The sequence below is a fragment of the Enterobacter cloacae complex sp. CARB60 genome, from assembly GCF_036487345.1.
Lineage (GTDB): Bacteria > Pseudomonadota > Gammaproteobacteria > Enterobacterales > Enterobacteriaceae > Enterobacter > Enterobacter asburiae_D.
Genome location: NZ_JAZKLC010000002.1, coordinates 1,373,838 through 1,396,306, shown reverse-complemented (window position 1 = coordinate 1,396,306; position 22,469 = coordinate 1,373,838). Strand labels below are relative to the sequence as shown.

23 protein-coding genes are annotated in these 22,469 nt (G+C 55.3%); 9 read left to right on the top strand and 14 right to left on the bottom strand.

What is annotated here, in order from left to right; genetic code table 11:
* Positions 1 to 403: 403 nt before the first annotated feature.
* Complete coding sequence (lrhA, locus tag V4835_RS07805) at positions 404 to 1,342, bottom strand: transcriptional regulator LrhA (RefSeq protein ID WP_021241557.1); 939 nt, start codon at positions 1,340 to 1,342, stop codon at positions 404 to 406.
* A gap of 938 nt (positions 1,343 to 2,280) precedes the next feature.
* Here lrhA and alaA point away from each other — a divergent pair.
* Together alaA and yfbR are read left to right on the top strand one after the other, a co-directional pair.
* Entirely contained in the window at positions 2,281 to 3,495 is a 1,215-nt protein-coding gene (gene alaA / locus V4835_RS07800; RefSeq protein WP_008500204.1) for an alanine transaminase AlaA, read from the top strand.
* A 118-nt stretch (positions 3,496 to 3,613) separates the two neighbouring features.
* Positions 3,614 to 4,213 carry a 5'-deoxynucleotidase gene (yfbR, locus tag V4835_RS07795; RefSeq protein WP_023312539.1) on the top strand — a complete coding sequence of 200 codons (600 nt, stop codon included), beginning with the start codon at positions 3,614 to 3,616 and terminating at the stop codon, positions 4,211 to 4,213.
* A gap of 49 nt (positions 4,214 to 4,262) precedes the next feature.
* Here yfbR and V4835_RS07790 read toward each other — a convergent pair whose 3' ends face one another.
* The 4 genes from V4835_RS07790 to yfbV form a co-directional block, all read right to left on the bottom strand.
* Positions 4,263 to 6,095 (bottom strand): SLC13 family permease, encoded by a 1,833-nt coding sequence (locus V4835_RS07790; protein ID WP_331411831.1) that lies wholly within the window; start codon positions 6,093 to 6,095, stop codon positions 4,263 to 4,265.
* A 75-nt stretch (positions 6,096 to 6,170) separates the two neighbouring features.
* A complete protein-coding gene (locus tag V4835_RS07785) occupies positions 6,171 to 6,830 on the bottom strand; it encodes a sugar phosphatase (RefSeq protein ID WP_045402709.1) in 660 nt (219 codons plus the stop codon).
* An 11-nt stretch (positions 6,831 to 6,841) separates the two neighbouring features.
* A complete protein-coding gene (locus V4835_RS07780; RefSeq protein WP_023312542.1) occupies positions 6,842 to 7,336 on the bottom strand; it encodes a YfbU family protein in 495 nt (164 codons plus the stop codon).
* Between the two features lie 92 nt (positions 7,337 to 7,428).
* Positions 7,429 to 7,884, bottom strand: coding sequence for a terminus macrodomain insulation protein YfbV (yfbV, locus tag V4835_RS07775; RefSeq protein WP_023312543.1), 456 nt, complete (start codon positions 7,882 to 7,884; stop codon positions 7,429 to 7,431).
* A 337-nt stretch (positions 7,885 to 8,221) separates the two neighbouring features.
* Between yfbV and ackA the strand changes: the two genes are divergently transcribed.
* Positions 8,222 to 9,424 (top strand): acetate kinase, encoded by a 1,203-nt coding sequence (gene ackA / locus V4835_RS07770; RefSeq protein WP_063145415.1) that lies wholly within the window; start codon positions 8,222 to 8,224, stop codon positions 9,422 to 9,424.
* 76 nt (positions 9,425 to 9,500) lie between these two features.
* Positions 9,501 to 11,642 carry a phosphate acetyltransferase gene (gene pta / locus V4835_RS07765; RefSeq protein ID WP_063145414.1) on the top strand — a complete coding sequence of 714 codons (2,142 nt, stop codon included), beginning with the start codon at positions 9,501 to 9,503 and terminating at the stop codon, positions 11,640 to 11,642.
* Between the two features lie 115 nt (positions 11,643 to 11,757).
* Here pta and V4835_RS07760 read toward each other — a convergent pair whose 3' ends face one another.
* The 5 genes from V4835_RS07760 to V4835_RS07740 form a co-directional block, all read right to left on the bottom strand.
* Positions 11,758 to 12,711 carry a transketolase family protein gene (locus V4835_RS07760; protein ID WP_331411827.1) on the bottom strand — a complete coding sequence of 318 codons (954 nt, stop codon included), beginning with the start codon at positions 12,709 to 12,711 and terminating at the stop codon, positions 11,758 to 11,760.
* Entirely contained in the window at positions 12,704 to 13,534 is an 831-nt protein-coding gene (locus tag V4835_RS07755) for a transketolase (RefSeq protein WP_029741928.1), read from the bottom strand. The genes V4835_RS07760 and V4835_RS07755 overlap by 8 nt, the downstream gene beginning before the upstream one ends.
* Positions 13,531 to 14,922: a PTS ascorbate transporter subunit IIC gene (locus V4835_RS07750; protein ID WP_032659183.1), complete on the bottom strand. Its 1,392-nt coding sequence runs from the start codon at positions 14,920 to 14,922 to the stop codon at positions 13,531 to 13,533. Before V4835_RS07750 ends, V4835_RS07755 begins: the two co-directional genes overlap by 4 nt.
* Positions 14,923 to 14,943: 21 nt before the next feature.
* On the bottom strand, positions 14,944 to 15,216 hold the full coding sequence (locus V4835_RS07745) for a PTS sugar transporter subunit IIB (RefSeq protein WP_023336413.1): 273 nt from the start codon (positions 15,214 to 15,216) through the stop codon (positions 14,944 to 14,946).
* 80 nt (positions 15,217 to 15,296) lie between these two features.
* Entirely contained in the window at positions 15,297 to 15,740 is a 444-nt protein-coding gene (locus V4835_RS07740) for a PTS sugar transporter subunit IIA (RefSeq protein WP_063145411.1), read from the bottom strand.
* A gap of 235 nt (positions 15,741 to 15,975) precedes the next feature.
* Between V4835_RS07740 and V4835_RS07735 the strand changes: the two genes are divergently transcribed.
* On the top strand, positions 15,976 to 16,995 hold the full coding sequence (locus V4835_RS07735) for a LacI family DNA-binding transcriptional regulator (protein ID WP_331411823.1): 1,020 nt from the start codon (positions 15,976 to 15,978) through the stop codon (positions 16,993 to 16,995).
* A 3-nt stretch (positions 16,996 to 16,998) separates the two neighbouring features.
* Here the strand turns inward: V4835_RS07735 and yfcD are convergent, their stop codons facing one another.
* From yfcD to yfcF, 3 genes are read right to left on the bottom strand one after another with little or no spacing between them, the layout of a single operon-like run.
* The gene (gene yfcD, locus V4835_RS07730; protein ID WP_063145410.1) at positions 16,999 to 17,553 is read right to left on the bottom strand and encodes an NUDIX hydrolase YfcD; all 555 of its coding nucleotides are present in this window, start codon (positions 17,551 to 17,553) and stop codon (positions 16,999 to 17,001) included.
* A gap of 55 nt (positions 17,554 to 17,608) precedes the next feature.
* On the bottom strand, positions 17,609 to 18,160 hold the full coding sequence (gene yfcE / locus V4835_RS07725) for a phosphodiesterase (RefSeq protein WP_063145409.1): 552 nt from the start codon (positions 18,158 to 18,160) through the stop codon (positions 17,609 to 17,611).
* Between the two features lie 56 nt (positions 18,161 to 18,216).
* The gene (gene yfcF / locus V4835_RS07720) at positions 18,217 to 18,861 is read right to left on the bottom strand and encodes a glutathione transferase (protein ID WP_063145408.1); all 645 of its coding nucleotides are present in this window, start codon (positions 18,859 to 18,861) and stop codon (positions 18,217 to 18,219) included.
* A gap of 140 nt (positions 18,862 to 19,001) precedes the next feature.
* Between yfcF and yfcG the strand changes: the two genes are divergently transcribed.
* From yfcG to V4835_RS07700, 4 genes are all read left to right on the top strand, one after another.
* Complete coding sequence (gene yfcG / locus V4835_RS07715) at positions 19,002 to 19,631, top strand: GSH-dependent disulfide bond oxidoreductase (protein WP_331411821.1); 630 nt, start codon at positions 19,002 to 19,004, stop codon at positions 19,629 to 19,631.
* A gap of 75 nt (positions 19,632 to 19,706) precedes the next feature.
* Entirely contained in the window at positions 19,707 to 20,075 is a 369-nt protein-coding gene (gene folX, locus V4835_RS07710) for a dihydroneopterin triphosphate 2'-epimerase (protein WP_023336419.1), read from the top strand.
* Positions 20,076 to 20,088: 13 nt separating this feature from the next.
* The gene (locus V4835_RS07705; protein WP_331411819.1) at positions 20,089 to 20,982 is read left to right on the top strand and encodes a TIGR01777 family oxidoreductase; all 894 of its coding nucleotides are present in this window, start codon (positions 20,089 to 20,091) and stop codon (positions 20,980 to 20,982) included.
* Positions 20,983 to 21,026: 44 nt separating this feature from the next.
* Positions 21,027 to 21,539, top strand: coding sequence for a GNAT family N-acetyltransferase (locus V4835_RS07700; protein WP_331411817.1), 513 nt, complete (start codon positions 21,027 to 21,029; stop codon positions 21,537 to 21,539).
* A 155-nt stretch (positions 21,540 to 21,694) separates the two neighbouring features.
* Here V4835_RS07700 and hisP read toward each other — a convergent pair whose 3' ends face one another.
* Positions 21,695 to 22,468 carry a histidine ABC transporter ATP-binding protein HisP gene (gene hisP / locus V4835_RS07695; protein ID WP_032641999.1) on the bottom strand — a complete coding sequence of 258 codons (774 nt, stop codon included), beginning with the start codon at positions 22,466 to 22,468 and terminating at the stop codon, positions 21,695 to 21,697.
* Position 22,469: the final 1 nt, after the last annotated feature.

The window sequence follows — 22,469 nt, the reverse complement described above, 5'->3', positions numbered from 1 at the left end:
TTAACCCTGGTGGGTGCATGACTTTCCGTCAAATGTATGTTGTTGAATCGTGTCCGTTTCGGAAGTAAAAAAAATAACCCTCCTATTTTGACAGGATTTGCCAACGATTCCTCCCCCCAAATAGGAGTATTTTCTTGATCTGAGACACGCTTTTGTTAATTCAACCTGGAAAACGGCAACATATTTCCTGTTTTTTTAACATGAGAGGGATGTGGATGAAGTTAGAACGGAAAACGGACAAGTTTTAAGCAAAAGCATTTAGATTATTGATAAATATAGAATATCCTGAAAATCCATGCGCCATAAGCGGGTATTATTGCTAAAAAAAGCCACTGCATGTGAAAATCACACGAGTGGCTTTTTTTTACACTTACATTTTGTTACCAGAATTTTGAGCTATCGATCACTCAAAATCCCCTTCAACGATCAGGGAGTCGTCCCCCCCTTCGGAGGTAACGCGCTCAAACTGCCACGGGTTATGGTAGTTTTCCATCGCCTCGAACACCACTTTGGCCAACTCGTTATGGCTGGACGAATTGTGGCAGAGCAGATACTCCGTATCCGGCAGCGCAGGAAGGCCATCGGATTTTCCCAGAACGCGCAGATCGGGGCTCATCATCTCTACCGGACGGGCCGTTACGCCCAGACCGGCCTTCACGGCGGCACGGACCGCTGGCAGCGTGGAAGCCACATACGCCAGACGCCACGGAATGTTGGCCTCATTCAGCGCCGTGAGCACCATGTCGCGGAACGGGCTCGGGTCATCCAGTAAGACCAGTGGAACCGGCTCGCCTTTTTGCAGCACGTATTCGGCTGCGCAATACCAGTGCGTAGGCGATGTGCGCAGCGTCAGGCAATCAAACTGCCCGGGACGATGCGTCGTCACCACCAGGTCAACTTTATTCTCATTTAACATCTCAACCATAAAGGCATTACGCTTTACGCTAACGTCCAGCGCAAGCTTCGGATAAACCGAACTAATACGATTGAGAAGAAACGGCAATATAGTATCCGCTGACTCATCAGATGCGCCTAACGTTAGCACCCCTTGAAGGTTGCTAAACATTAATGACATACATGCTTCATCATTAAAGCGAAGAATTTTCCTGGCATAACCCAGAAGCTGAATACCGTGTTCCGTTAAGAGCTTATTACGCCCATGACGCGCAAAAAGCTCTTTACCAACCAGTTGCTCCAGCCGCTGCATTTGCTGGCTGACGGCGGACTGAGTTCGGCAAACGGCGGCAGCAGCTGCTGCAAAAGTGTTGAGATCGGCGACCGCAACAAACGTTCTCAGCAGATCGAGGTCGAGATTCATTATCGGACGATTTGCATTTATCATATCTATTCACTTTCAGGTTGCTCGTGCGGAGCTGCCCGGGTTGAAGCTGTGTGTGTACAGTTAAGCAATTCCCTCTGAAGATTTTCCCTCGCATCCCGGCCCGGCAGACTGCCTGACAGATAGTTATTGTGCTGCTTTATATCAACAGTCAGAAAGCACGTTTCATGACGTTATTTTTATTCTCTTAAACGTTCAGGATATTTAGATGTTCGCAGGTTTATGTAAATTACATTAAAGGTGTAACACCTTTTCTGCCATCTTTATCGCAGCGCTGTCAACGTAGCAGGAGATGTTCGACACATTCCAGCCAGAGATAACTCCAACAATAACAATCAATTAATTCGGAAAATCAGTGTCAGATATACAAAAAGCTGGCATCTGACCTCTGCTTTCCTGAAAGACATCTTAACCCAAATCCACTTTATTTATAAGTCTTATTGCAATATTGAGGATTAAAGAAGAATGTTAAGCTTCTAAACTAATTTTATTAGAATTAACTAAAGTTGCATTTTTTAGGTTAATAATAAATAAATTTTAATTTAGATTAAGACCATTCATTAATGGCACTTAACATTAATTTCACATGAGTAACTTTTAGCCACAGTATGCTATTACAGGAACAGGTATCAAGCATTCAGGTTTAACGAAATGTCACTCAGGGTGATTGCTACCTTTGTCCTGCTTACCACTTATTTTCACCAGCACAATATACACAATTTTGACAAATGAATAGCACATTTAACCCAACACGACGCCATGCGCACAACTTTACGCCAGCATAAAAGCGCCCGCACAGCGAAAAAGATTTATCAAAATTTTCCTCCCGGCACAAAATCTTCTACTGCACACCCTTCAAAACGAAGCGAGGTGGGAGTACATTATTCCGTGCTGACTTCCACGGCAGGGAGTGGCAATAATAGCGAAAAGGTTAAAGGTTCATGTCCCCTATCGAAAAATCCAGCAAGCTAGATAACGTCTGTTATGACATCCGCGGCCCGGTTCTGAAAGAGGCAAAACGCCTTGAAGAAGAAGGCAACAAGGTTCTGAAACTCAACATTGGTAACCCTGCGCCATTTGGTTTTGAAGCGCCGGATGAAATTCTGGTTGATGTGATCCGCAACCTTCCTACTGCACAAGGCTATTGCGATTCAAAAGGACTGTACTCCGCGCGTAAAGCCATCATGCAGCACTACCAGGCACGCGGTATGCGTGATGTTACCGTTGAAGATATTTATATCGGCAACGGCGTCTCCGAACTGATTGTGCAGGCGATGCAGGCGCTGCTGAACAGCGGGGACGAAATGCTGGTACCCGCGCCGGATTATCCGCTGTGGACGGCTGCCGTATCACTGTCCAGCGGTAAGGCCGTGCACTATCTGTGCGACGAGTCCTCTGACTGGTTCCCGGACCTCGATGATATTCGCGCAAAAATTACGCCCCGCACGCGCGGCATCGTGATCATCAACCCGAACAACCCAACGGGCGCGGTATACTCAAAAGAGCTGCTGATGGAGATCGTCGAGCTCGCCCGCCAGCACAACCTGATCATCTTTGCTGACGAAATCTACGACAAGATCCTGTACGACGCGGCACAGCACCACTCGATCGCTGCGCTGGCCCCGGATCTGCTGACCGTCACCTTTAACGGCCTGTCTAAAACCTACCGCGTGGCCGGTTTCCGCCAGGGCTGGATGGTACTGAACGGTCCGAAAAAGCACGCCAAAGGCTATATTGAAGGGCTGGAAATGCTGGCCTCCATGCGTTTATGTGCCAACGTTCCGGCGCAGCACGCAATCCAGACCGCGCTGGGTGGCTATCAGAGCATTAGCGAGTTCATCGTTCCCGGTGGTCGCCTGTACGAACAGCGCAACCGCGCGTGGGAACTGATCAACGATATCCCGGGCGTCTCCTGCGTGAAGCCGAATGGCGCGCTCTATATGTTCCCGAAAATTGACGCGAAGCGCTTCAATATTCACGACGACCAGAAAATGGTGCTCGATTTCCTGCTGCAGGAAAAAGTGCTGCTGGTTCAGGGTACGGCGTTTAACTGGCCGTGGCCGGATCACGTGCGTATCGTGACGCTGCCGCGCGAAGATGACCTCGAAATGGCCATCAGCCGCTTCGGGCGCTTCCTGTCCGGTTATCATCAGTAACGCTGGCTTTCTGCCGGGTAGCGCTGCGCTTACCCGGCCTACAACACCCTCAGATTTGCATCTTCCCTCCCCTCCCCGCACAATGAACGCCTGTCGCAGTGAAGACAAAAGGTAACCTATGAGTCAGAGTCATTTCTTTGCCCACCTCTCCCGCCTGAAACTCATCAACCGCTGGCCGCTGATGCGCAATGTCCGCACGGAAAATGTGTCAGAGCACAGCCTGCAGGTTGCGATGGTCGCTCACGCGCTGGCCGCCATTAAAAACCGCAAATTCAACGGTCAGGTCAATCCAGAGCGCATTGCCCTGCTGGCGATGTACCACGATGCGTCAGAAGTGCTGACCGGCGACCTGCCTACGCCGGTGAAATATTTCAACTCGCAGATTGCGCAGGAATATAAGGCCATTGAGAAGATTGCCCAGCAGAAGCTGATTGACATGGTGCCGGACGAGTTGCGCGACATCTTTGAGCCGCTCATTGATGAGCATCAGTACACGGAAGATGAAAAGTCGCTGGTCAAACAGGCCGACGCGCTCTGCGCCTACCTGAAGTGTCTGGAAGAGCTGTCCGCGGGGAATAACGAATTTTTACTGGCGAAAACGCGTCTGGAAAAAACGCTGGAATCCCGCCGCAGCGAAGAGATGGATTACTTTATGCAGGTGTTTGTGCCGAGCTTCCATTTATCGTTGGATGAGATTAGCCAGGATTCACCGTTGTAATTTTTAGTTTGTATGCCGGGTAAGACGCAGCCGCCACCCGGCAAAATTCTCAAAACGGGAACAGGACCGGTATCAATACCACGCATACCAGCATCACCAGCACGGTGAACGGCACGCCCAGCTTCACGAAATCACTGAACCTGTAATTCCCGGGCCCCAGCACCAGCGTATTCACCGGTGAAGATACTGGTGTCATAAACGCCGCGGAGGCCGCCATTGCGACCATCATCGCAAAGGGATACGGCGACACGCCCATGGATTTGGCCATCGCCAGCGCAATCGGCGCCATCAGTACCGCCGTCGCGGTGTTGGAGATAAACAGACCGATGGTGGCGCACATGATAAACAGACAGACCAGCATCATGTACGGCCCATACCCGCCGCCAACGTCCATTAAGCCTTTAACGATCAGATCCACCCCGCCGGTTTTTTGCAGCGCCAGAGCGAAGGGCATCATCCCGACGATGAGAATAATGCTCGGCCAGTGAATGGCTTTATACGCGCTTTCGGCGTCAATGCAGCGGAATTTGCCCATCAACAGGCAGGCGATGATTGCCGCGACCGGATTGGGGATTTCATCGGTCAGCATCAGCGCCACCATCAGCACCAGACAAAAAATCGCGTGGGGCGCCTGGCTGTGCGCCGGGGAGGCATCGCTCTCCTCGACAGGCATGTTGAGCACCACAAAATCGCGCCCTTTTTGCCCGAGCTGGCTAATCAGCTTCCAGTTACCGACAACCAGGAAGATATCGCCCAGCAGGATCGGCTCATCCACCACCGCCCCTTCCATCGCTACGCCATCGCGCTTCAGCCCCACGACATTCAGGCCATAGCGGGTTCGGAACCCCATTTCCCGCACGGTTTTACCCAACAGTTCCGATTCCGGGATCAGCGATACTTCTGCCATGCCGACATCCAGCGCCTGATCGGAGAAATACTCCCCGCGCAGCACCATCGGTTCCAGCAGCTGCTCGCTGCAAAACTCGCGCAGATCCACGTCCGCGGTGGACATATCAATCAGCAGAACGTCCCGCGCGCGGAATTCCGACACCCCATTGACGTTGACGATCACCCGGCGAAAACGACGCCAGCGCTCTACGCCGATCACATTCGCGCCATAGCGCTCGCGCAGCTTCAGGTCGTCCAGGCGCTGTCCTACCATCGGTGAGCCGGGACGAATAGCCAGACGGCGCGCGCGCCCGGTGAGGCGGTACTCTTTAATCAAATCGCGGAAGGTGCGTCGCTTCCACCCTTCTTTATTCTTATCCTGTTTTTCACCTTTCAGGGCAAACCGGGTCAGCAGCATGTAGACCACGCCCAACACCAGAATGACCAGCCCAAGCGGGGTAACGCTGAAAAAACTGAAGCCCTGGAATCCTTCCCGGAGCAGCTCGCTGTTGACGACCAGGTTCGGCGGCGTTGCCACCAGCGTCATCATTCCGCTGATCAAACCGGCAAAACTCAGGGGCATCATCAGGCGCGACGGCGAGATCTGCATCCGCATGGAGACGCTCAGCACCACCGGAATAAAGATGGCGACCACGCCCGTTGAGCTCATAAACGCCCCCAGCCCGGCGACGGTCACCATCAGGTAGATCAGCATTTTGGTTTCGCTGCTGCCCGCCACCTTCACCAGCCACGACCCCATGATGGTCGCCACGCCGGTACGCACCAGCCCATCACCGATAATAAACAGGGCGGCAATCAGGATAACGTTGGGATCGCTAAACCCGGAGAAGGCTTCCGGCAGCGTGAGCGTACCACTCAGCACAAACGCGACGATGACAAACAGGGCGACGGCGTCCATGCGTACCTTGCCCGTTGCAAAAAGAAGGATGGCGATTAAAAGCAGGCTCAGGACCCAAATCAGTTCACCGTTCACAACATGTCCTTGTCAGTGGGAGAGGAGAAATTGTGCCATAAAAAAGCCCCAGCAATGTGGGGCTATATCATGTGATTACATTTTTAGCGAGACGGTTACAACTCCGTCAGAGGCTTTCGAAACAGCCAGTGCCGTCAGTGAATCCAGCACAAAGTCTGCCTCCTCCAGCCGGGGGGATCCCGCAGGAACGTTAACGGCGATAACGTGGCTTCCGGCGTTCAGTCCGGCCAATACGCCAGCGGCCGCATCTTCCACCACCACGCACTCTGCAGGGGCGAGGCCCAGCAGTTCAGCCCCCAGTAAAAATGCATCGGGCTCCGGTTTGCCGCGCTTAACGCGCTCCGCAGTGATAAACACTTCTGGCTTCGGTAAACCTGCCGCCTTATGACGGGCGTGGGCGACGGGAATGGAGCCTGAGGTGACGATAGCCCACGGGATCTGCGCTTCGTTCAGATGCTCAAGCAGCTCGCGCGCGCCCGGTAAGGCGGTGATGCCGTCCGTATCCGTGGCTTCAATGTGTTCCAGGTATTTGAACTCCGCCTGAATTTCGTCCTCAGAGCGTCCGGCAAGGAAGTGCCGTAGCGAGGTGATGGCCTGTTTGCCATGGATAAAATTCAGCACGTCCTGATGGTCGATGCCATGTCTGTCAGCCCAATGGCACCAGGAACGCTCCACAACCGGCAGCGAATCCACCAGCGTACCGTCCAGATCAAACAGAAAACCTCTACACTGCACACGCACCTCCGTCAGGCATTAATGATTTGTTGAATTTCGTTGCTGCTTAAATGGTACTGACGCGGACAGGCGTGCCATGCGCTCAGCATACGCTGATATTTCTCCCACATTGGGGTCTGCGCGTTGAAGCCGTGGGTGCCCGCGTCAAAGTGGGTATAGCGCCCTTCTGTATTCACCATAAAGCGAACATAGCTCAGATAACGCGCTTCCGTTGCGGCATCAAAGCCTAAGAAAGTCACGCGGCGCTCGTCAATGGACTGCTGATCTTTGAGATTCGTCCAGGAGACGTGCAGGGCGTGATACATCTCCATAATGTCGATCACGATGCGACAGGTTTCTTCTTTCAGCTCGCCAAACTCGCGGTCCAGTTCGCGCATTTGCAAACCAAAACCGCGTTCGACGATGGTTTGCAGGCGGCTGTAGCGCGCAGCGTTATCGGGATCAAGCATAGTCATCATCTTGTACTGGTTAGACAAAATCAGACGTTGAGCATGGGTCATTTCCATCTTTCGACTCCTGTAGCGCATTGCACTTTAAAAAAAAGACACGGTAACTGATTGTTACTGTGCCTTCTTTTCGTCGTCGTTTCGATGATCAATCACAAGTCATCGAGGAATGTTTTATCCAGTTGCTTAAAAGCGCGCTTTAACGTGTCCGCCAGCGCCTGGTAATCCGGCTTGCCTTCGACCGGGGCCAGCGCCTGCCCGGCCTCCTCCAGTTTTCCGCGCACTTCATAAAACCAGTGTAAAATAGAAGGGGGAAGCGGGGTGATGGAGCGTTTACCTAACCACCACAGGCCCTGCATCGGCAGGCTTAACGCGAAGAGCGCCGTCGCGACCGCAGGACCAAGCTGCCCGCCCAACGCAATCTGCCAGCACAGCGTAAAGACAGCGACAGGCGGCATAAAGCGAATCGCATAGCGCGTGGCGCGAATGGTGCGATTCTCAATGAACATAGGCGCAAGGCGCTTTTCCATCGGCCACGTCTTTGCGTAATGCTGTCCCCGGCGAAACAGACTAAAGAAATTTACGGACGGGTTTTCTGGTGTCGACATGGCTGTACCTCAACTTCACATATAAAAATTAAAATTTTCGTGCAAAACCACAACAAGCTATGACAACGTTCAAAATATTTTGTCATCTCTACCCCGTATCGGGTATCCTGTGCCAGCCTGATAGGGCCATAGACGAGAATCATTAACTCGTCAAATTATTGCATATTATGCCATTGGCTGAAAATTGTGCAAAATGGCATAAAATCATAGTTATTTCTTCCATCATGCCACAATGTTTGTTTGGCATGATGTTAATCATAAATGTCTGAGTCATCATGCGTTACGCTGTTAGACTCACTGACGTTTTTTTAGCCACGTATCAATAATAGGTACTTCCATGTCGAGTAAGTTAGTACTGGTTCTGAACTGCGGTAGCTCCTCACTGAAATTCGCCATCATCGATGCGCTCAACGGTGACGAATACCTCTCTGGTTTGGCCGAATGTTTCCATCTGCCTGAAGCACGTATCAAGTGGAAGATGGACGGCAGCAAACAAGAAGCGGCTTTAGGTGCAGGCGCCGCTCACAGTGAAGCGCTGAACTTTATCGTTAACACTATTCTGGCACAAAAACCAGAACTGTCTGCTCAGCTGACTGCGATTGGTCACCGTATCGTCCACGGCGGCGAAAAATACACCAGCTCCGTCGTGATCGACGAATCTGTGATCCAGGGCATCAAGGACTCTGCGTCCTTCGCACCGCTGCACAACCCGGCTCACCTGATCGGTATCGCTGAAGCGCTGAAATCCTTCCCGAATCTGAAAGACAAAAACGTGGCCGTATTCGACACCGCGTTCCATCAGACCATGCCGGAAGAGTCTTACCTCTATGCCCTGCCATACAGCCTGTACAAAGAACACGGCGTACGTCGTTACGGCGCGCACGGCACCAGCCACTTCTATGTGACTCAGGAAGCTGCAAAAGTTCTGAACAAGCCGGTTGAAGAACTGAACATCATCACCTGCCACCTGGGCAACGGTGGTTCTGTTTCTGCTATCCGCAACGGTAAATGTGTTGATACTTCCATGGGTCTGACCCCGCTGGAAGGTCTGGTGATGGGTACTCGTTCCGGTGACATCGACCCGGCGATCATCTTCCACCTGCACGACACCCTGGGCATGAGCGTTGACCAGATCAACAAAATGCTGACCAAAGAGTCTGGCCTGCTGGGTCTGACCGAAGTCACCAGCGACTGCCGTTACGTTGAAGACAACTACGCAGAGAAAGAAGACGCTAAACGTGCAATGGACGTTTACTGCCACCGTCTGGCGAAGTACATCGGCTCTTACACTGCGCTGATGGAAGGCCGTCTGGACGCGGTTATCTTCACCGGTGGTATCGGTGAGAACGCGGCAATGGTTCGTGAACTGTCCCTGGGCAAACTGGGCGTTCTGGGCTTCGAGGTTGATCACGAGCGTAACCTGGCTGCCCGCTTCGGCAAGTCTGGCTTCATCAACAAAGAAGGCACCCGCCCTGCTCTCGTTATCCCAACTAACGAAGAACTGGTCATTGCGCAAGACGCGCACCGCCTGACTGCCTGATTCCACACCGCCAGCAATGCTGGCGGTGCTGTTTTGTAACCCGCCCCATTTGGGCGGTAACGAAAGAGGATAAACCGTGTCCCGTACTATTATGCTGATCCCTACCGGAACCAGCGTCGGCCTGACCAGCGTCAGCCTTGGCGTTATCCGTGCTATGGAACGCAAAGGCGTTCGTCTGAGCGTCTTTAAGCCAATCTCCCAGCCACGTGCCGGTGGCGATGCGCCAGACCAGACCACCACTATCGTTCGCAAGAACTCCAATCTGCCAGCGGCTGAACCGCTGAAGATGAGCCACGTTGAGTCTCTGCTGTCCAGCAACCAGAAAGACGTGCTGATGGAAGAGATCATCGCCAACTACCATGCTAACGCGCAAGACGCGGAAGTGGTGCTGGTTGAAGGCCTGGTCCCGACGCGCAAACACCAGTTTGCCCAGTCTCTGAACTTTGAAATCGCGAAAACCCTGAACGCAGAGATCGTTTTCGTGATGTCTCAGGGCACCGACACTCCAGAGCAGCTGAACGAGCGTATCGAACTGACGCGCAGCAGCTTCGGCGGCGCGAAAAACACCAACATCACCGGCGTGATCGTGAACAAACTGAACGCACCGGTGGATGAGCAGGGCCGTACTCGCCCTGACCTGTCCGAGATCTTCGACGACTCTTCCAAAGCGAAAGTTGTCAAAGTTGACCCGGCTAAGCTGCAGGAATCCAGCCCGCTGCCAGTACTGGGCGCGGTGCCATGGAGCTTCGATCTGATCGCCACCCGTGCAATCGACATGGCGCGTCACCTGAACGCCACCGTGGTTAACGAAGGCGACATCAACACCCGCCGCGTGAAGTCCGTGACCTTCTGTGCGCGCAGCATTCCGCATATGCTGGAACACTTCCGTGCAGGTTCCCTGCTGGTGACCTCCGCAGACCGTCCTGACGTGCTGGTTGCAGCCTGCCTGGCCGCGATGAACGGCGTGGAAATCGGTGCGATCCTGCTGACCGGTGCCTACGAGATGGACCCACGCGTCAGCAAGCTGTGCGAACGCGCGTTCGCTACCGGCCTGCCGGTCTTCATGGTGAACACCAATACCTGGCAGACCTCCCTGAGCCTGCAGAGCTTCAACCTGGAAGTACCGGTTGATGACCACGAGCGTATCGAGAAAGTTCAGGAATACGTTGCGGGCTACATCAACGCAGACTGGATCGAATCCCTGACTGCGACCTCCGAGCGCAGCCGCCGTCTGTCTCCTCCTGCATTCCGTTACCAGCTGACCGAGCTGGCGCGTAAAGCGGGCAAACGCGTTGTTCTGCCAGAAGGCGACGAACCACGTACCGTTAAAGCGGCTGCTATCTGTGCAGAGCGCGGCATCGCGACCTGTGTGCTGCTGGGTAACCCGGATGAGATCAACCGCGTTGCGGCGTCTCAGGGCGTTGAGCTGGGCGCTGGCATCGAAATCGTTGACCCGGAAGTGGTTCGCGAAAGCTACGTTGCCCGTCTGGTTGAGCTGCGTAAGAGCAAAGGCATGACCGAAGCCGTTGCGCGCGAACAGCTGGAAGACAACGTGGTGCTGGGCACGCTGATGCTGGAGCAGGACGAAGTTGACGGTCTGGTTTCCGGTGCGGTTCACACCACGGCGAACACCATCCGTCCACCGCTGCAGCTGATCAAAACCGCACCGGGCAGCTCTCTGGTTTCTTCCGTGTTCTTCATGCTGCTGCCTGAACAGGTTTACGTTTACGGCGACTGCGCGATCAACCCGGATCCAACCGCAGAACAGCTGGCAGAAATCGCTATCCAGTCCGCGGACTCTGCGATTGCCTTCGGTATCGAACCGCGCGTAGCGATGCTCTCCTACTCCACCGGCACCTCTGGTGCAGGTAGCGACGTAGAGAAAGTGCGTGAAGCGACCCGTCTGGCGCAGGAAAAACGTCCTGACCTGATGATCGACGGCCCGCTGCAGTACGACGCTGCCGTTATGGCCGACGTTGCGAAATCCAAAGCGCCGAACTCTCCGGTTGCAGGTCGTGCTACCGTGTTCATCTTCCCGGATCTGAACACCGGTAACACCACCTACAAAGCGGTACAGCGTTCTGCAGACCTGATCTCCATCGGGCCAATGCTGCAGGGCATGCGCAAACCTGTGAACGACCTGTCCCGTGGCGCGCTGGTTGACGATATCGTCTACACCATCGCACTGACCGCGATTCAGTCTTCGCAGCAGCAGTAATTGTAAGGTCTTGCCGGATGGCGCTTCGCTTATCCGGCCTACAGGACCGTAGGCCCGGTAAGCGCTAGCGCCACCGGGCAACAAAAAGGCGACCACAAAGGGTCGCCTTTTTTATTTACAGCAGCTCTCTCGCCGCCGACACAATGTCATGTGCCGTCAGGCCATACTCCGTCTGCAGGAAATCCTGCGTCCCCACCTGGCCGTAACGCTCCTTGACGCCCACCCGCCGCATCGGCACCGGGCAGGTTTCCACCAGCACTTCCGCCACCGCCGACCCCAGGCCGTTGTGAATACTGTGGTTTTCACAGGTGACGATGCGTCCGGTCTTCTCGGCGTAGTTTTTCACCAGCATCCGGTCGATGGGCTTCAGGGTAAACATGTCGATGACCGCCGCGCTTACCCCCTCCTGCTCCAGCTGGCGCGCCGCTTCCAGCGCTTCCGCCACCATGATGCCGTTGGCAATCAGGGTAATATCGGTTCCTTCGCGCAGCACGTTGCCTTTGCCAATGGTGAAGGTTGAGCCCGGGGCATACACGCTCGGCGCCTGCTTACGAATAGTCCGCACCCAGTAGAAACCTTCGAGGTCGATAAGCTGGCGCAGCACGTCCTCGAACATCACCGCGTCGGTCACCTCCAGCACCACCGAGTGCGCCAGACCGCGCACGATGCCCATATCCTCAAACGACATATGCGTCCCGCCGTTGTGGCAGGCCGTCACGCCCGCATCCGAGGCAATCACCTTCACGTTGTTGCGCTGGTAGTCCAGAGACATAAACAGCTGGTCAAAGCAGCGACGGCTGGCAAACGCGGTAAAGGTGTGCACGAACGGCTTACGTCCGGTAAGCGACAGCCCCGCCGCGGTGCCGATCACGTTGGCCTCCATGATGCCGCAGTTAATCACGTGCTGCGGGTAATCGCGCGCCACCCCGTCCATCGCCATCGAGCTCATCAGATCCGCTTCCAGGGCGATAATCTCGCTTCCTGCCTCAATCTGCTTTGCCACGAAGCCCGCGTAGACCTTGCGCATCTCAACGGCGTCTTTCTGTCCTGCCGGTGCAACCTTAATCATGTGAAGCCTCCAGTTGGCGAATCGTCTCGTTGAGGGCCGCTTTGCTCTCCGCGGTCAACCGCAGGTGGTGCGAGTTGCTCAGCTGCTCCAGGTACGGCACCCCCTGCCCTTTGATGCTGTCGAGGATGACGACTAACGGACGCGCATCGGCAGCCGGGACCCGCGACGTTACCGCCAGCAGACCCGGAACGTCGTCGCCTTTCACCGTCGCCACGTCAAAGCCAAAGGCGCGGAATTTCCCCTCCAGGTCGAACGCGCTGATGATCTCGTCCAGCTCGCCGTCGAGCTGCTGTTTGTTCCAGTCCACGAACACCGTCAGGTTGTTCAGGCGATGGTGGGCGATAAACTGGAAGGCTTCCCAGCACTGCCCCTCGTTCAGCTCGCCGTCACCGACGATGCAGAAGACCCGGTTCGGCCGCCCCGCCAGCCTGTGCGAGAGTGCCATACCGCCGGCAATGGAGATCCCCTGCCCCAGCGAACCGGTGGTGGCATCCACGCCGCGCGTTTTCAGGCGGTCCGGGTGGCTTGGCAGGCGCGTGCCGTTCTGGTTCAGGGTGCTCAGCTCTTCCACCGGGAAGTAGCCCTTGATCGCCAGCGTGCTGTAGAGCGCCGGTCCCGCATGACCTTTCGACAGGACAAAATAGTCTCGCTCCGGCCAGTCCGGATCCGCCGGGTCGATTTTCATCACCGCGCCGTACAGCACGGCCAGGGTTTCAACCACCGACATACTGCCGCCATAGTGTCCAAAGCCCAGCTGCGTCAGGGATTTCAGCGTCTCAAGACGGATCTGACGCGCGAGTTCGGTTATCTCTTTCTCATTCATGATTTGGCTCCGGTGTTTTCCTGCGCGTTACCGCCCGCAGGTTTGTTTTTCGCGAAGACGTTGTACGCCACCAGCAGCGCGAACAGCGCAACGACCAGCCCGGTAATGGCAAGCGGCGACAGGAAGCGCGCCAGGTTGCCGAGGACAATCCCGACCGCGCCGAAGTCGGCGTCCGAGAAGGTGGTGTTGGCAAAGCCAATGGCGCCCAGCACCGGCAGAAGCAGGACCGGCAGGAAGGTGATCAGCAGGCCGTTAGCAAAGGCGCCGATCATTGCCCCGCGACGTCCACCGGTGGCATTACCGAACACGCCCGCCGTTGCGCCGGTAAAGAAGTGCGGCACGACGCCCGGGAGGATCAGCACCCAGCTAAACTGACCGCAGATCAACAACCCCACAATCCCGCCGAGGAAGCTGAACAGGAAGCCGATCAGCACCGCGTTTGGCGCATACGGATACACCACCGGGCAGTCCAGCGCAGGACGGGCGTTCGGCACCAGTTTCTCCGAGAAGCCGGTAAAGGCCGGAACGATCTCCGCCAGAATCAGGCGCACGCCCTGCAGGATGATGAACACGCCCGCCGCAAAGGTGATCGCCATGATGATGGCGTAGACCAGGTAGTTCTGGCCGCCGCTGAAGGTGGCCTCAACGTACTCGCGCCCGGCGCTCACCGCCAGGATGAGGTAGATAATCATCATGGTCAGGGAGATGGAGATCGAGCTGTCACGCAGGAAGCTCAGGTTCTTCGGCAGGTTCATCTCTTCGGTTGAGCGGGAGCCTTTGCCGACCTTGCTGCCAATCCAGCCGGACAGCACGTAGCCCAGCGTGCCGAAGTGGCCGAAGGCAATTTCATCATTGCCGGTAATGCGCTTCATGTAGCGCTGGGCAATTGCCGGGAAGAAGGCCATGATCAGGCCGAGGATCAGCGAGCCGGTAAAGACCAGACCCACGCCCTCAAAGCCCGCGACCGTCAGGATCACGCCAATCATGCACGCCATATAAAACGTGTGGTGACCGGTCAGGAAGATGTACTTCAGGCGGGTAAAGCGCGCGACGATAATATTCGCCACCATGCCGAAGGCCATAATCAGCGCGGTCGCTGCACCGTATTTTTCCAGCGCGATTGACACAATCGCTTCATTGTTTGGAATAATGCCCTGGATCGTAAAGGCGTGCTCAAACATACCGCCCAAAGGATTTAACGACCCCACCAGCACCGTGGCGCCGCCGCCCAGCACGATGAAACCCAGGATAGTTTTAATTGTCCCCTTCACCACGTCCGAAAACGCTTTTTTCTGCGCAACCAGACCAATTAGCGCAATTAAACCGACCAGCACCGAAGGGACTTTTAAAATATCAACAACGAAATTCAGCGTTTCAAGGATAAACATATCCACCTCGCCTTATCAGGGTTATTGTCTGTCGAACCAGGCGCGCAGCTGCGCTTCAAGTTCGTTGATGTCGATGATGTTGTTAATCACCACCAGCTGGCTTTCCGGCACGCTGGCGCTGGCCGCAATGTCTTTTGCCATCACGAACAGATCGGCCGCGCCCGGCGTGGCCGAGGAGAGATCGGAGTGTTCAACCTCAGCCTCAATCTCCAGCTTTTTAAGCACCTTTTTAATATTCATTTCGACCATAAAACTACTGCCCAGGCCGGAACCGCAAATAGCCATGATTTTCATTGTTGTCCCCTTATTTTGAGTAGAGCACGCCCCATCACGCTGGCGCGTAATGTTGTGAATAATCGGATTAAAGAATTAAATCAGAAGCGGTCAATAATCGTTTTAATTTCCTCCAGGGTATTCGACTGATGCAGTTCAGCCATATCTGCATCGCTGGAAAATAATTCAGCCAGCGATGAGATCATCTCGATATGGCTATTTTTGTCGGGTGCCGCGAGCATAATAATGACATCGACAGGGTCAAACTCACCGGCACCAAACGAGACGCCCTGTTTTAGTTTTAATAAAGACAACCCCAGTCCTTTGGCGCCTTCCTCCGGCCGCGCATGCGGCATCGCCAGCCCTGGTGCCAGCACATAATAGGGTCCTAACGTGTGGTGCTGCTGGATGATGGCCGTGACGTATTCAGGCTCAATCACCTGCAAATCAAGAAGCGGCTTCGCGCACAGCTCCAGCGCCTGCGGCCAGTTTTCCACGCTATCCTGCAGCGTGATGGTTGTATCATATATCCATTTTTTGAGCACTTTTCACTCCCGCTACACGCTTAAAGATGAGCAAACTTTATTCAACACATCGCTGGATGACTGCGATCGCGATCACAAAGATAGCGCTACCAACGGTTAACATGCAGAAATGTGATAGCGCTATCAAATTGCAATCGCGGCGCTAAATCACAGCAAAAAAAGGGATTTAAGGCGTATACTGCCTGTCACGTGAAGCGAAGGAAATGAAGAACGCGTCTGGTCAGCAGGAAGGTGTATGTCTTTAACCCGAAAACGGCGCAGTACTGGTAAAGTGACACTCGCCGATGTCGCACAGCTTGCCGGTGTGGGCACGATGACCGTGTCCCGTGCACTCCGCACGCCCGAACAGGTTTCCGATAAACTACGAGAAAAAATTGAAGCTGCCGTGCAGGAGCTGGGCTATATGCCTAATCTTGCCGCCAGCGCGCTGGCCTCGGCGTCGTCATGGACGATAGCCATGGTGGTGCCTAATCTCTCCGAAGCCGGCTGCTCGGAGATGTTCGCCGGGCTACAGCAGGTGCTACAGCCTGCCGGATATCAGATCATGCTGGCTGAATCCCAGCATCGTCTTGAGCAGGAGGAGAAGTTGCTGGAGACGCTGCTGGCGTCGAATATTGCCGCCGCTATCCTGCTCAGCGTTGAACATACCGACACCGTTCGCCACTGGCTGAAAAATGCCTCTATTCCGGTGATGGAGATGGGCGCCATGCGCGCCGACCCGATAGATATGAATATCGGGATTGATAACGTAGCGGCCATGTATGAGCTCACGGAAATGGTGATTAAGCGCGGCTATCAAAATATTGGGCTGCTGTGCGCCAACCAGGAGCAGTGGATTTTCCAGCAGCATTTACAGGGCTGGTATAAAGCCATGCTTCGCCACCATATGTCGCCGAACCGGGTCATAAACGCGGCGATGCCGCCGAGCTTCTCCACGGGTGCTGCGCAGTTGCCTGAGTTTTTGCTGGCATGGCCAGAGCTGGATGCGCTGGTTTGCGTGTCTGATGAACTGGCCTGCGGCGCGCTGTACGAATGCCAGCGCAGGCGAATCAAGGTGCCGGACGATCTGGCGGTGGTCGGCTTTGGCGATTGCGACGTGAGCCGCGTCTGTCAGCCGCCGCTGACGACGATGGCGGTGCCGCATCGTAAGATTGGAATTGAAGCCGGGAAAGCGCTGCTGGAGCGTCTGAATGACGGTGACTGGCGCGATCAAAAGCCCATCGCGTCCAGTCTGTGTCTGAGAGAGAGTTGCTGAATCTTACTCAGCCTCTTCCTCTTTCTCTGATCTGGTCGATTCGTTTTTGGCGTTGCGGGTCATCCACAGCGCCAGCGCTTTTAACGAATCCGGCGTAAACTCGTCGCAGCGCGCGGTGATCTCTTCCGGCGTCATCCAGCTGACTTCGCTCACCTCTTCTTCCTGCAGTGCAAACGGGCCGTGAGAAACGCAGCTAAACAGCCCGCCCCAGACGCGGCAGTTTTCGTCTTCGAAATAGAACTGACCGTGCTCGGCAAACGGCACGCCGGCGATACCTAACTCTTCTTCCGCTTCACGACGTGCGGAATCCAGCAGCACTTCATCTGCCTGCACAACCCCACCTGCGGTGGCGTCCAGCATGCCCGGGAGAAAATCTTTGGTGTCCGTACGGCGCTGGACCAGAATTTTGCCCATACCGTCATGCACAACGATGTACGTTGCGCGGTGGCGCAGACGCTCCGCACGCATTTGTTCGCGGCTGGCCTGCGCGATCACTTCATTCTCTTCGCTGACAATGTCAACCCACTCTGTACTTGCCAAATGACTCTGCTCCACCATCGGGAAACCTTCTCTTCTAAGCGCTCTTTCGGCGCGTTTGCAGTTGAGGTGTAACTTACGGATTAATCGCTACCTGCGCAATAACTTGCTGATCATTAAGTGCGATAACGCTCAGGGTATTTCCATCCAGCATGCCATAGCTCGCAGGGTATCCGCCTTTCGGTATGCTGACCGAACCCGGGTTAAAGTGATAAATCTCACCGCGCTTTTCAGCAACCGGAATATGAGTATGACCGTAAACCAGGACATCGCCAGCCGCGAGCGCCGGGAGATTATCCGGGCTGAAAAGATGCCCATGGGTCAGGAACAGGCGGCTTTGTTCCAGCAGCACCTGTTGCCATGGCGCGGTAAGGGGAAAATGCAGCAGCATCTGGTCCACTTCGCTGTCGCAGTTGCCGCGAACGGCAACGATACGCGAGGCATACGGGTTGAGCTTTTCGGCAACCTGTGCCGGGGCGTAGCCCTCCGGCAGCGCGTTGCGCGGGCCGTGATTGAGTACATCGCCCAGAATAATCAGCCACTGCGCGCCGCTTTGTGCAAACAGGGAGAGGACACGCTCGGTAGCGGGCAGCGAGCCATGGATATCCGACGCAAACATCAGTTTCATCAGTCACTCCTCGGGAAAACAGACTGCCCCCATCATACCTGAAGCGTCAGGGCTTATCAGCCCGCGCGCTTGGCCGAGAGTGCCACATAGCGCTGCACGGAGGCGCGCTGCCACTGAAACGCGGCATAATCCACCAGCAGCTGCGGCACCTCATCGCCGTTGAGGATCAGGCGGTTGAGCATCAGCGCCAGATCGGCGTCGGCAATGCACCACTCGCCGAACAGGTTTGGGTTGCCGTGGGCGAGGAGCGAGGTGGCGGCTTCAATCAGTTTTTGCGCGCTTTCGCTGCCTTCTGCGCTGAGCGCTGGCTTTTTCACCCCGGCAAACACGACGTCCGTCGAGCGTTCCACGCGAATCGGTACCAGATCGCTTCGCAGCCACGCCTGGATCTGCCGCGCCCGCGCGCGTTTTTGCAGGTCGTGAGGATAGATACGCTCCCACTCAGGCGGCGCAAACCGATCTTCCAGATATTCATCGATCGCCGACGATTCGCTCAGGGCAAAACCGTCAATCTCCAGCACAGGCACGCGTCGGGTCAGGTCGTAGCCCTGCCACTGCGGTTTGAGGTGTTCACCGCCGTCAAGATCAACGGTCCTCAGCGTAAAAGTGAGCCCTTTTTCGGCCAGCGCAACGTATACGCTCATAACATAGGGAGAAAAGAAATTCGCATCGGACCACAACGTGATGGCGGGCTGGTTCATAACATCCTCATAGGCTGATCGGTTTTTACTCAACATATAATCTCTTTGTCTCGCTGTCACTTGATGAAAACTCACGATTTACAACAACCACCTATACTCATTTGTCATGGCACCACTCTTCGCATGGACAGGAGTTGAGAATGATCGACCTTTATTATGCCCCTACCCCAAACGGCCATAAGATCACCCTCTTTCTTGAAGAAGCCGAGCTGGATTACAGGATCATTCGCGTGGATATCAGCAAAGGCGAACAGTTCAGCCCTCTCTTTCTGGCTATCTCGCCGAATAATAAAATCCCGGCCATTATTGATAACCGGCCTGCGGATGGGGGCAGACCGCTGAGCCTGTTTGAATCCGGTGAAATTTTGCTCTACCTGGCGGAGAAAACCGGCAAACTGCTGAGCGGTGAACTGCGCGAGCGTCACCATACCCTGCAATGGCTCTTCTGGCAGACGAGCGGGCTGGGGCCCATGCTGGGTCAAAACCATCACTTTACCGCTTACGCCCCGCAGCCCATCCCTTATGCGATAGAACGCTATCAGGTTGAGACTCAACGGCTCTATGACGTTCTGAACCGGCGGCTGGAGAAAACCCCCTGGCTCGGGGGCGATCATTACAGTATTGCCGATATCGCCTGCTGGCCGTGGGTGAATACGCATGAAAAACACCGAATTGACCTGGCCTCTTACCCGGCGGTGAATAACTGGTTTGAGCGCATCCGAACCCGTCCGGCCACCGAGCGAGCGATGCAAAAAATCCAGCAGATTTAACCGTCTATGAGACTGGGTGCCTGCGAGCCTCTCATGTATTATGAGCAGGAAATACTGACACGGAGAAGACCTGCAATGTCACAGCCAGACGCTGTTATTCGTATAAAAAATTTACGCTTGCGTACCTTCATCGGTATCAAAGAGGAAGAGATCGCCAACCGTCAGGATATTGTCATTAACGTGGTGATTCACTACCCCGCAGACAAAGCGCGGGCCAGCGAAGACATCAACGACGCGCTGAACTACCGCACAATCACCAAAAATATCATTCAGTACGTGGAGAATAACCGCTTCTCTCTGCTGGAAAAATTAACTCAGGATGTGCTCGATATCGCACGCGAACATCACTGGGTCACTTATGCTGAAGTTGAGATCGATAAACTTCACGCCCTGCGCTACGCCGATTCCGTCTCTATGACGTTAAGCTGGCGACGCCAGGCGTAAACCTGGAGGTTGTATGAAGATTTTGCTGACCGGCGGTACAGGCCTTATTGGTCGTCACCTCATTGCGCGTCTGCAGGCCTTGCATCACGACATTACCGTGGTGACGCGCAGCCCGGAGAAAGCGCGTCAGGTGCTGGGGGCAGGTGTCGATATCTGGAAAAATCTGGCCGATCAGCAAAATCTGGACGGCTTCGACGCCGTCATTAACCTCGCGGGTGAACCCATCGCCGATAAGCGCTGGACGGAAGAGCAAAAACAGCTGTTATGCAGCAGCCGATGGAACATTACCGAAAAGCTGGTCGAGCTGATCCGTAATAGCCACACCCCGCCTTCGGTGCTGATTTCGGGTTCAGCGGTAGGCTATTACGGCGATCTCGGTGAGGTGGTGGTGACCGAGGAAGAGCCGCCCCATAACGAGTTTACCCATAAACTCTGCGCCCAGTGGGAGCGTCTCGCCTGCGCGGCGCAGAGCGATCGTACCCGCGTCTGCCTGTTGCGGACCGGCGTCGTGCTTGCGCCGAAAGGCGGCATTCTGGCGAAGATGCTTCCCCCTTTCCGGCTCGGGCTCGGCGGCCCCATTGGGAATGGTCGTCAGTACCTGGCGTGGATCCATATCGACGATATGGTCAACGGTATTCTCTGGCTGCTGGATAACGATCTGCGCGGGCCGTTTAACATGGTTGCGCCGTATCCGGTGCGTAACGAACAGTTTGCTCACGCGCTGGGGCATGCCCTGCACCGCCCGGCGATTTTGCGCGTGCCTGCCACGGTCATTCGCCTGATGATGGGTGAAGCGTCCGTGCTGGTATTAGGCGGACAGCGGGCGCTGCCAAAACGGCTGGAAGCGGCCGGCTTTGCGTTCCGCTGGTATGAATTAGAAGAGGTGCTGGGGGATGTGGTGCGGTGAATATGTTACAGTGACAGGCCATGTTCCGAAGAAATGGCGTAACAATGGCAACAATCACCACTCCCCGACTTCACCTCACTCCTTTCGAACCCACCGACTGGACCTTCTTCCGCTCGCTGCGTGAAGATCGCAGCATCATGCGCTACATGGCCGCCATCGCGCCGGAAAAAGAGACCCGACGCGCGTTTGCCGCACGCCTGATGGCGGAGCATGTCTTCGTGATCCGCTCTCTGGAGGACGATACGCCGCTGGGTGATATTGGCCTGCAAATCAGCCCTGAGAATCGTGAAGAGGCCGATATCGGTTATACGGTTGTGCCTGCCGCGCAGGGAAAAGGGATTGCCAGCGAGGCGCTGCGCGCGGTATGTGGCTATGCGTTCAACCAGACCAGCGTAAAAGCGATTAACGCGTATGTGCTGGCGGATAACGGCGGTTCGGTGCGGGTGCTGGAGAAAGCGGGGTTTGTGCGTACGCAGGTGCTCGAAAAGGCGTATGAAATTGACGGCGTGCGCTATGACGACTGGGTGTATCGGCTGGAGTGTGCCGAACGGCAATAGAATTTGTAGGCCCGGTAAGCGAAGCGCCACCGGGCGATTGGGCTGCTCTGCGGCCTGATGCCCTCACCCCAACCCTCTCCCACAGGGAGAGGGAGAACATCCAGCCCGTAGGCCCGGTAAGCGAAGAGCCACAGGGAGAGGGAGAAGGGCAAAATCTACTTCAAAGACCCCTTCAGGAACTGCTGCAAACGCGGGCTTTGCGGGTTCGCCAGCACCTCGTCCGGGTGGCCCTGCTCTTCAATTTTCCCCTGATGCAGGAAAATCACGTGGTTCGAGACGTTACGGGCGAAGCCCATCTCGTGCGTCACCACCACCATCGTTTTGCCCTCTTCGGCCAGCTTCTGCATGATGCGCAGCACTTCGCCAACGAGTTCCGGATCCAGCGCGGAGGTCGGTTCGTCGAACAGCAGCACTTCAGGCTCCATCGCCAGCGCACGCGCGATGGAGACACGCTGCTGCTGACCGCCGGAGAGATGCACCGGGTATTTAATCTGCTGGCGCTCGTCGATACCCACTTTCGCCAGGTATTTCACCGCACGCTCGCGGGCTTCCTGCTTGCTCAGCCCCAGCACCTGAATCGGCGCTTCCATCACGTTCTCCAGCACCGTCATGTGGCTCCAGAGGTTGAAGTGCTGGAATACCATCGTCAGGCGCGTACGCAGCAGGCGCAGCTGGTGTTTATCCGCGACCTTCAGCTGGCCGTCTTTGTCACGGACCAGGTTAATATTCTGCCCGCTCACCACAATCGAACCTTCGCTCGGCTTTTCGAGGAAGTTGATGCAGCGCAGGAAAGTACTTTTACCCGAGCCGGATGAGCCGATGATACTGATTACATCGCCTGCGTTAGCCTGCAGCGACACCCCTTTCAGCACTTCATGTTCGCCGTAGCGTTTGTGCAAATCAATAACGTTTAATTTGTTCTCAGCCATC

What these genes read in the sequence shown, in the direction of transcription:
- lrhA (WP_021241557.1), bottom strand. Translation starts at nt 1,342, where the DNA reads ATGATAAATGCAAATCGTCCGATAATGAATCTCGACCTCGATCTGCTG.
- alaA (WP_008500204.1), top strand. Translation starts at nt 2,281, where the DNA reads ATGTCCCCTATCGAAAAATCCAGCAAGCTAGATAACGTCTGTTATGAC.
- yfbR (WP_023312539.1), top strand. Translation starts at nt 3,614, where the DNA reads ATGAGTCAGAGTCATTTCTTTGCCCACCTCTCCCGCCTGAAACTCATC.
- V4835_RS07780 (WP_023312542.1), bottom strand. Translation starts at nt 7,336, where the DNA reads ATGGAAATGACCCATGCTCAACGTCTGATTTTGTCTAACCAGTACAAG.
- yfbV (WP_023312543.1), bottom strand. Translation starts at nt 7,884, where the DNA reads ATGTCGACACCAGAAAACCCGTCCGTAAATTTCTTTAGTCTGTTTCGC.
- ackA (WP_063145415.1), top strand. Translation starts at nt 8,222, where the DNA reads ATGTCGAGTAAGTTAGTACTGGTTCTGAACTGCGGTAGCTCCTCACTG.
- V4835_RS07760 (WP_331411827.1), bottom strand. Translation starts at nt 12,711, where the DNA reads ATGATTAAGGTTGCACCGGCAGGACAGAAAGACGCCGTTGAGATGCGC.
- V4835_RS07755 (WP_029741928.1), bottom strand. Translation starts at nt 13,534, where the DNA reads ATGAATGAGAAAGAGATAACCGAACTCGCGCGTCAGATCCGTCTTGAG.
- V4835_RS07750 (WP_032659183.1), bottom strand. Translation starts at nt 14,922, where the DNA reads ATGTTTATCCTTGAAACGCTGAATTTCGTTGTTGATATTTTAAAAGTC.
- V4835_RS07745 (WP_023336413.1), bottom strand. Translation starts at nt 15,216, where the DNA reads ATGAAAATCATGGCTATTTGCGGTTCCGGCCTGGGCAGTAGTTTTATG.
- V4835_RS07735 (WP_331411823.1), top strand. Translation starts at nt 15,976, where the DNA reads ATGTCTTTAACCCGAAAACGGCGCAGTACTGGTAAAGTGACACTCGCC.
- yfcD (WP_063145410.1), bottom strand. Translation starts at nt 17,553, where the DNA reads ATGGTGGAGCAGAGTCATTTGGCAAGTACAGAGTGGGTTGACATTGTC.
- yfcE (WP_063145409.1), bottom strand. Translation starts at nt 18,160, where the DNA reads ATGAAACTGATGTTTGCGTCGGATATCCATGGCTCGCTGCCCGCTACC.
- yfcF (WP_063145408.1), bottom strand. Translation starts at nt 18,861, where the DNA reads ATGAACCAGCCCGCCATCACGTTGTGGTCCGATGCGAATTTCTTTTCT.
- yfcG (WP_331411821.1), top strand. Translation starts at nt 19,002, where the DNA reads ATGATCGACCTTTATTATGCCCCTACCCCAAACGGCCATAAGATCACC.
- folX (WP_023336419.1), top strand. Translation starts at nt 19,707, where the DNA reads ATGTCACAGCCAGACGCTGTTATTCGTATAAAAAATTTACGCTTGCGT.
- V4835_RS07705 (WP_331411819.1), top strand. Translation starts at nt 20,089, where the DNA reads ATGAAGATTTTGCTGACCGGCGGTACAGGCCTTATTGGTCGTCACCTC.
- V4835_RS07700 (WP_331411817.1), top strand. Translation starts at nt 21,027, where the DNA reads ATGGCAACAATCACCACTCCCCGACTTCACCTCACTCCTTTCGAACCC.
- hisP (WP_032641999.1), bottom strand. Translation starts at nt 22,468, where the DNA reads ATGGCTGAGAACAAATTAAACGTTATTGATTTGCACAAACGCTACGGC.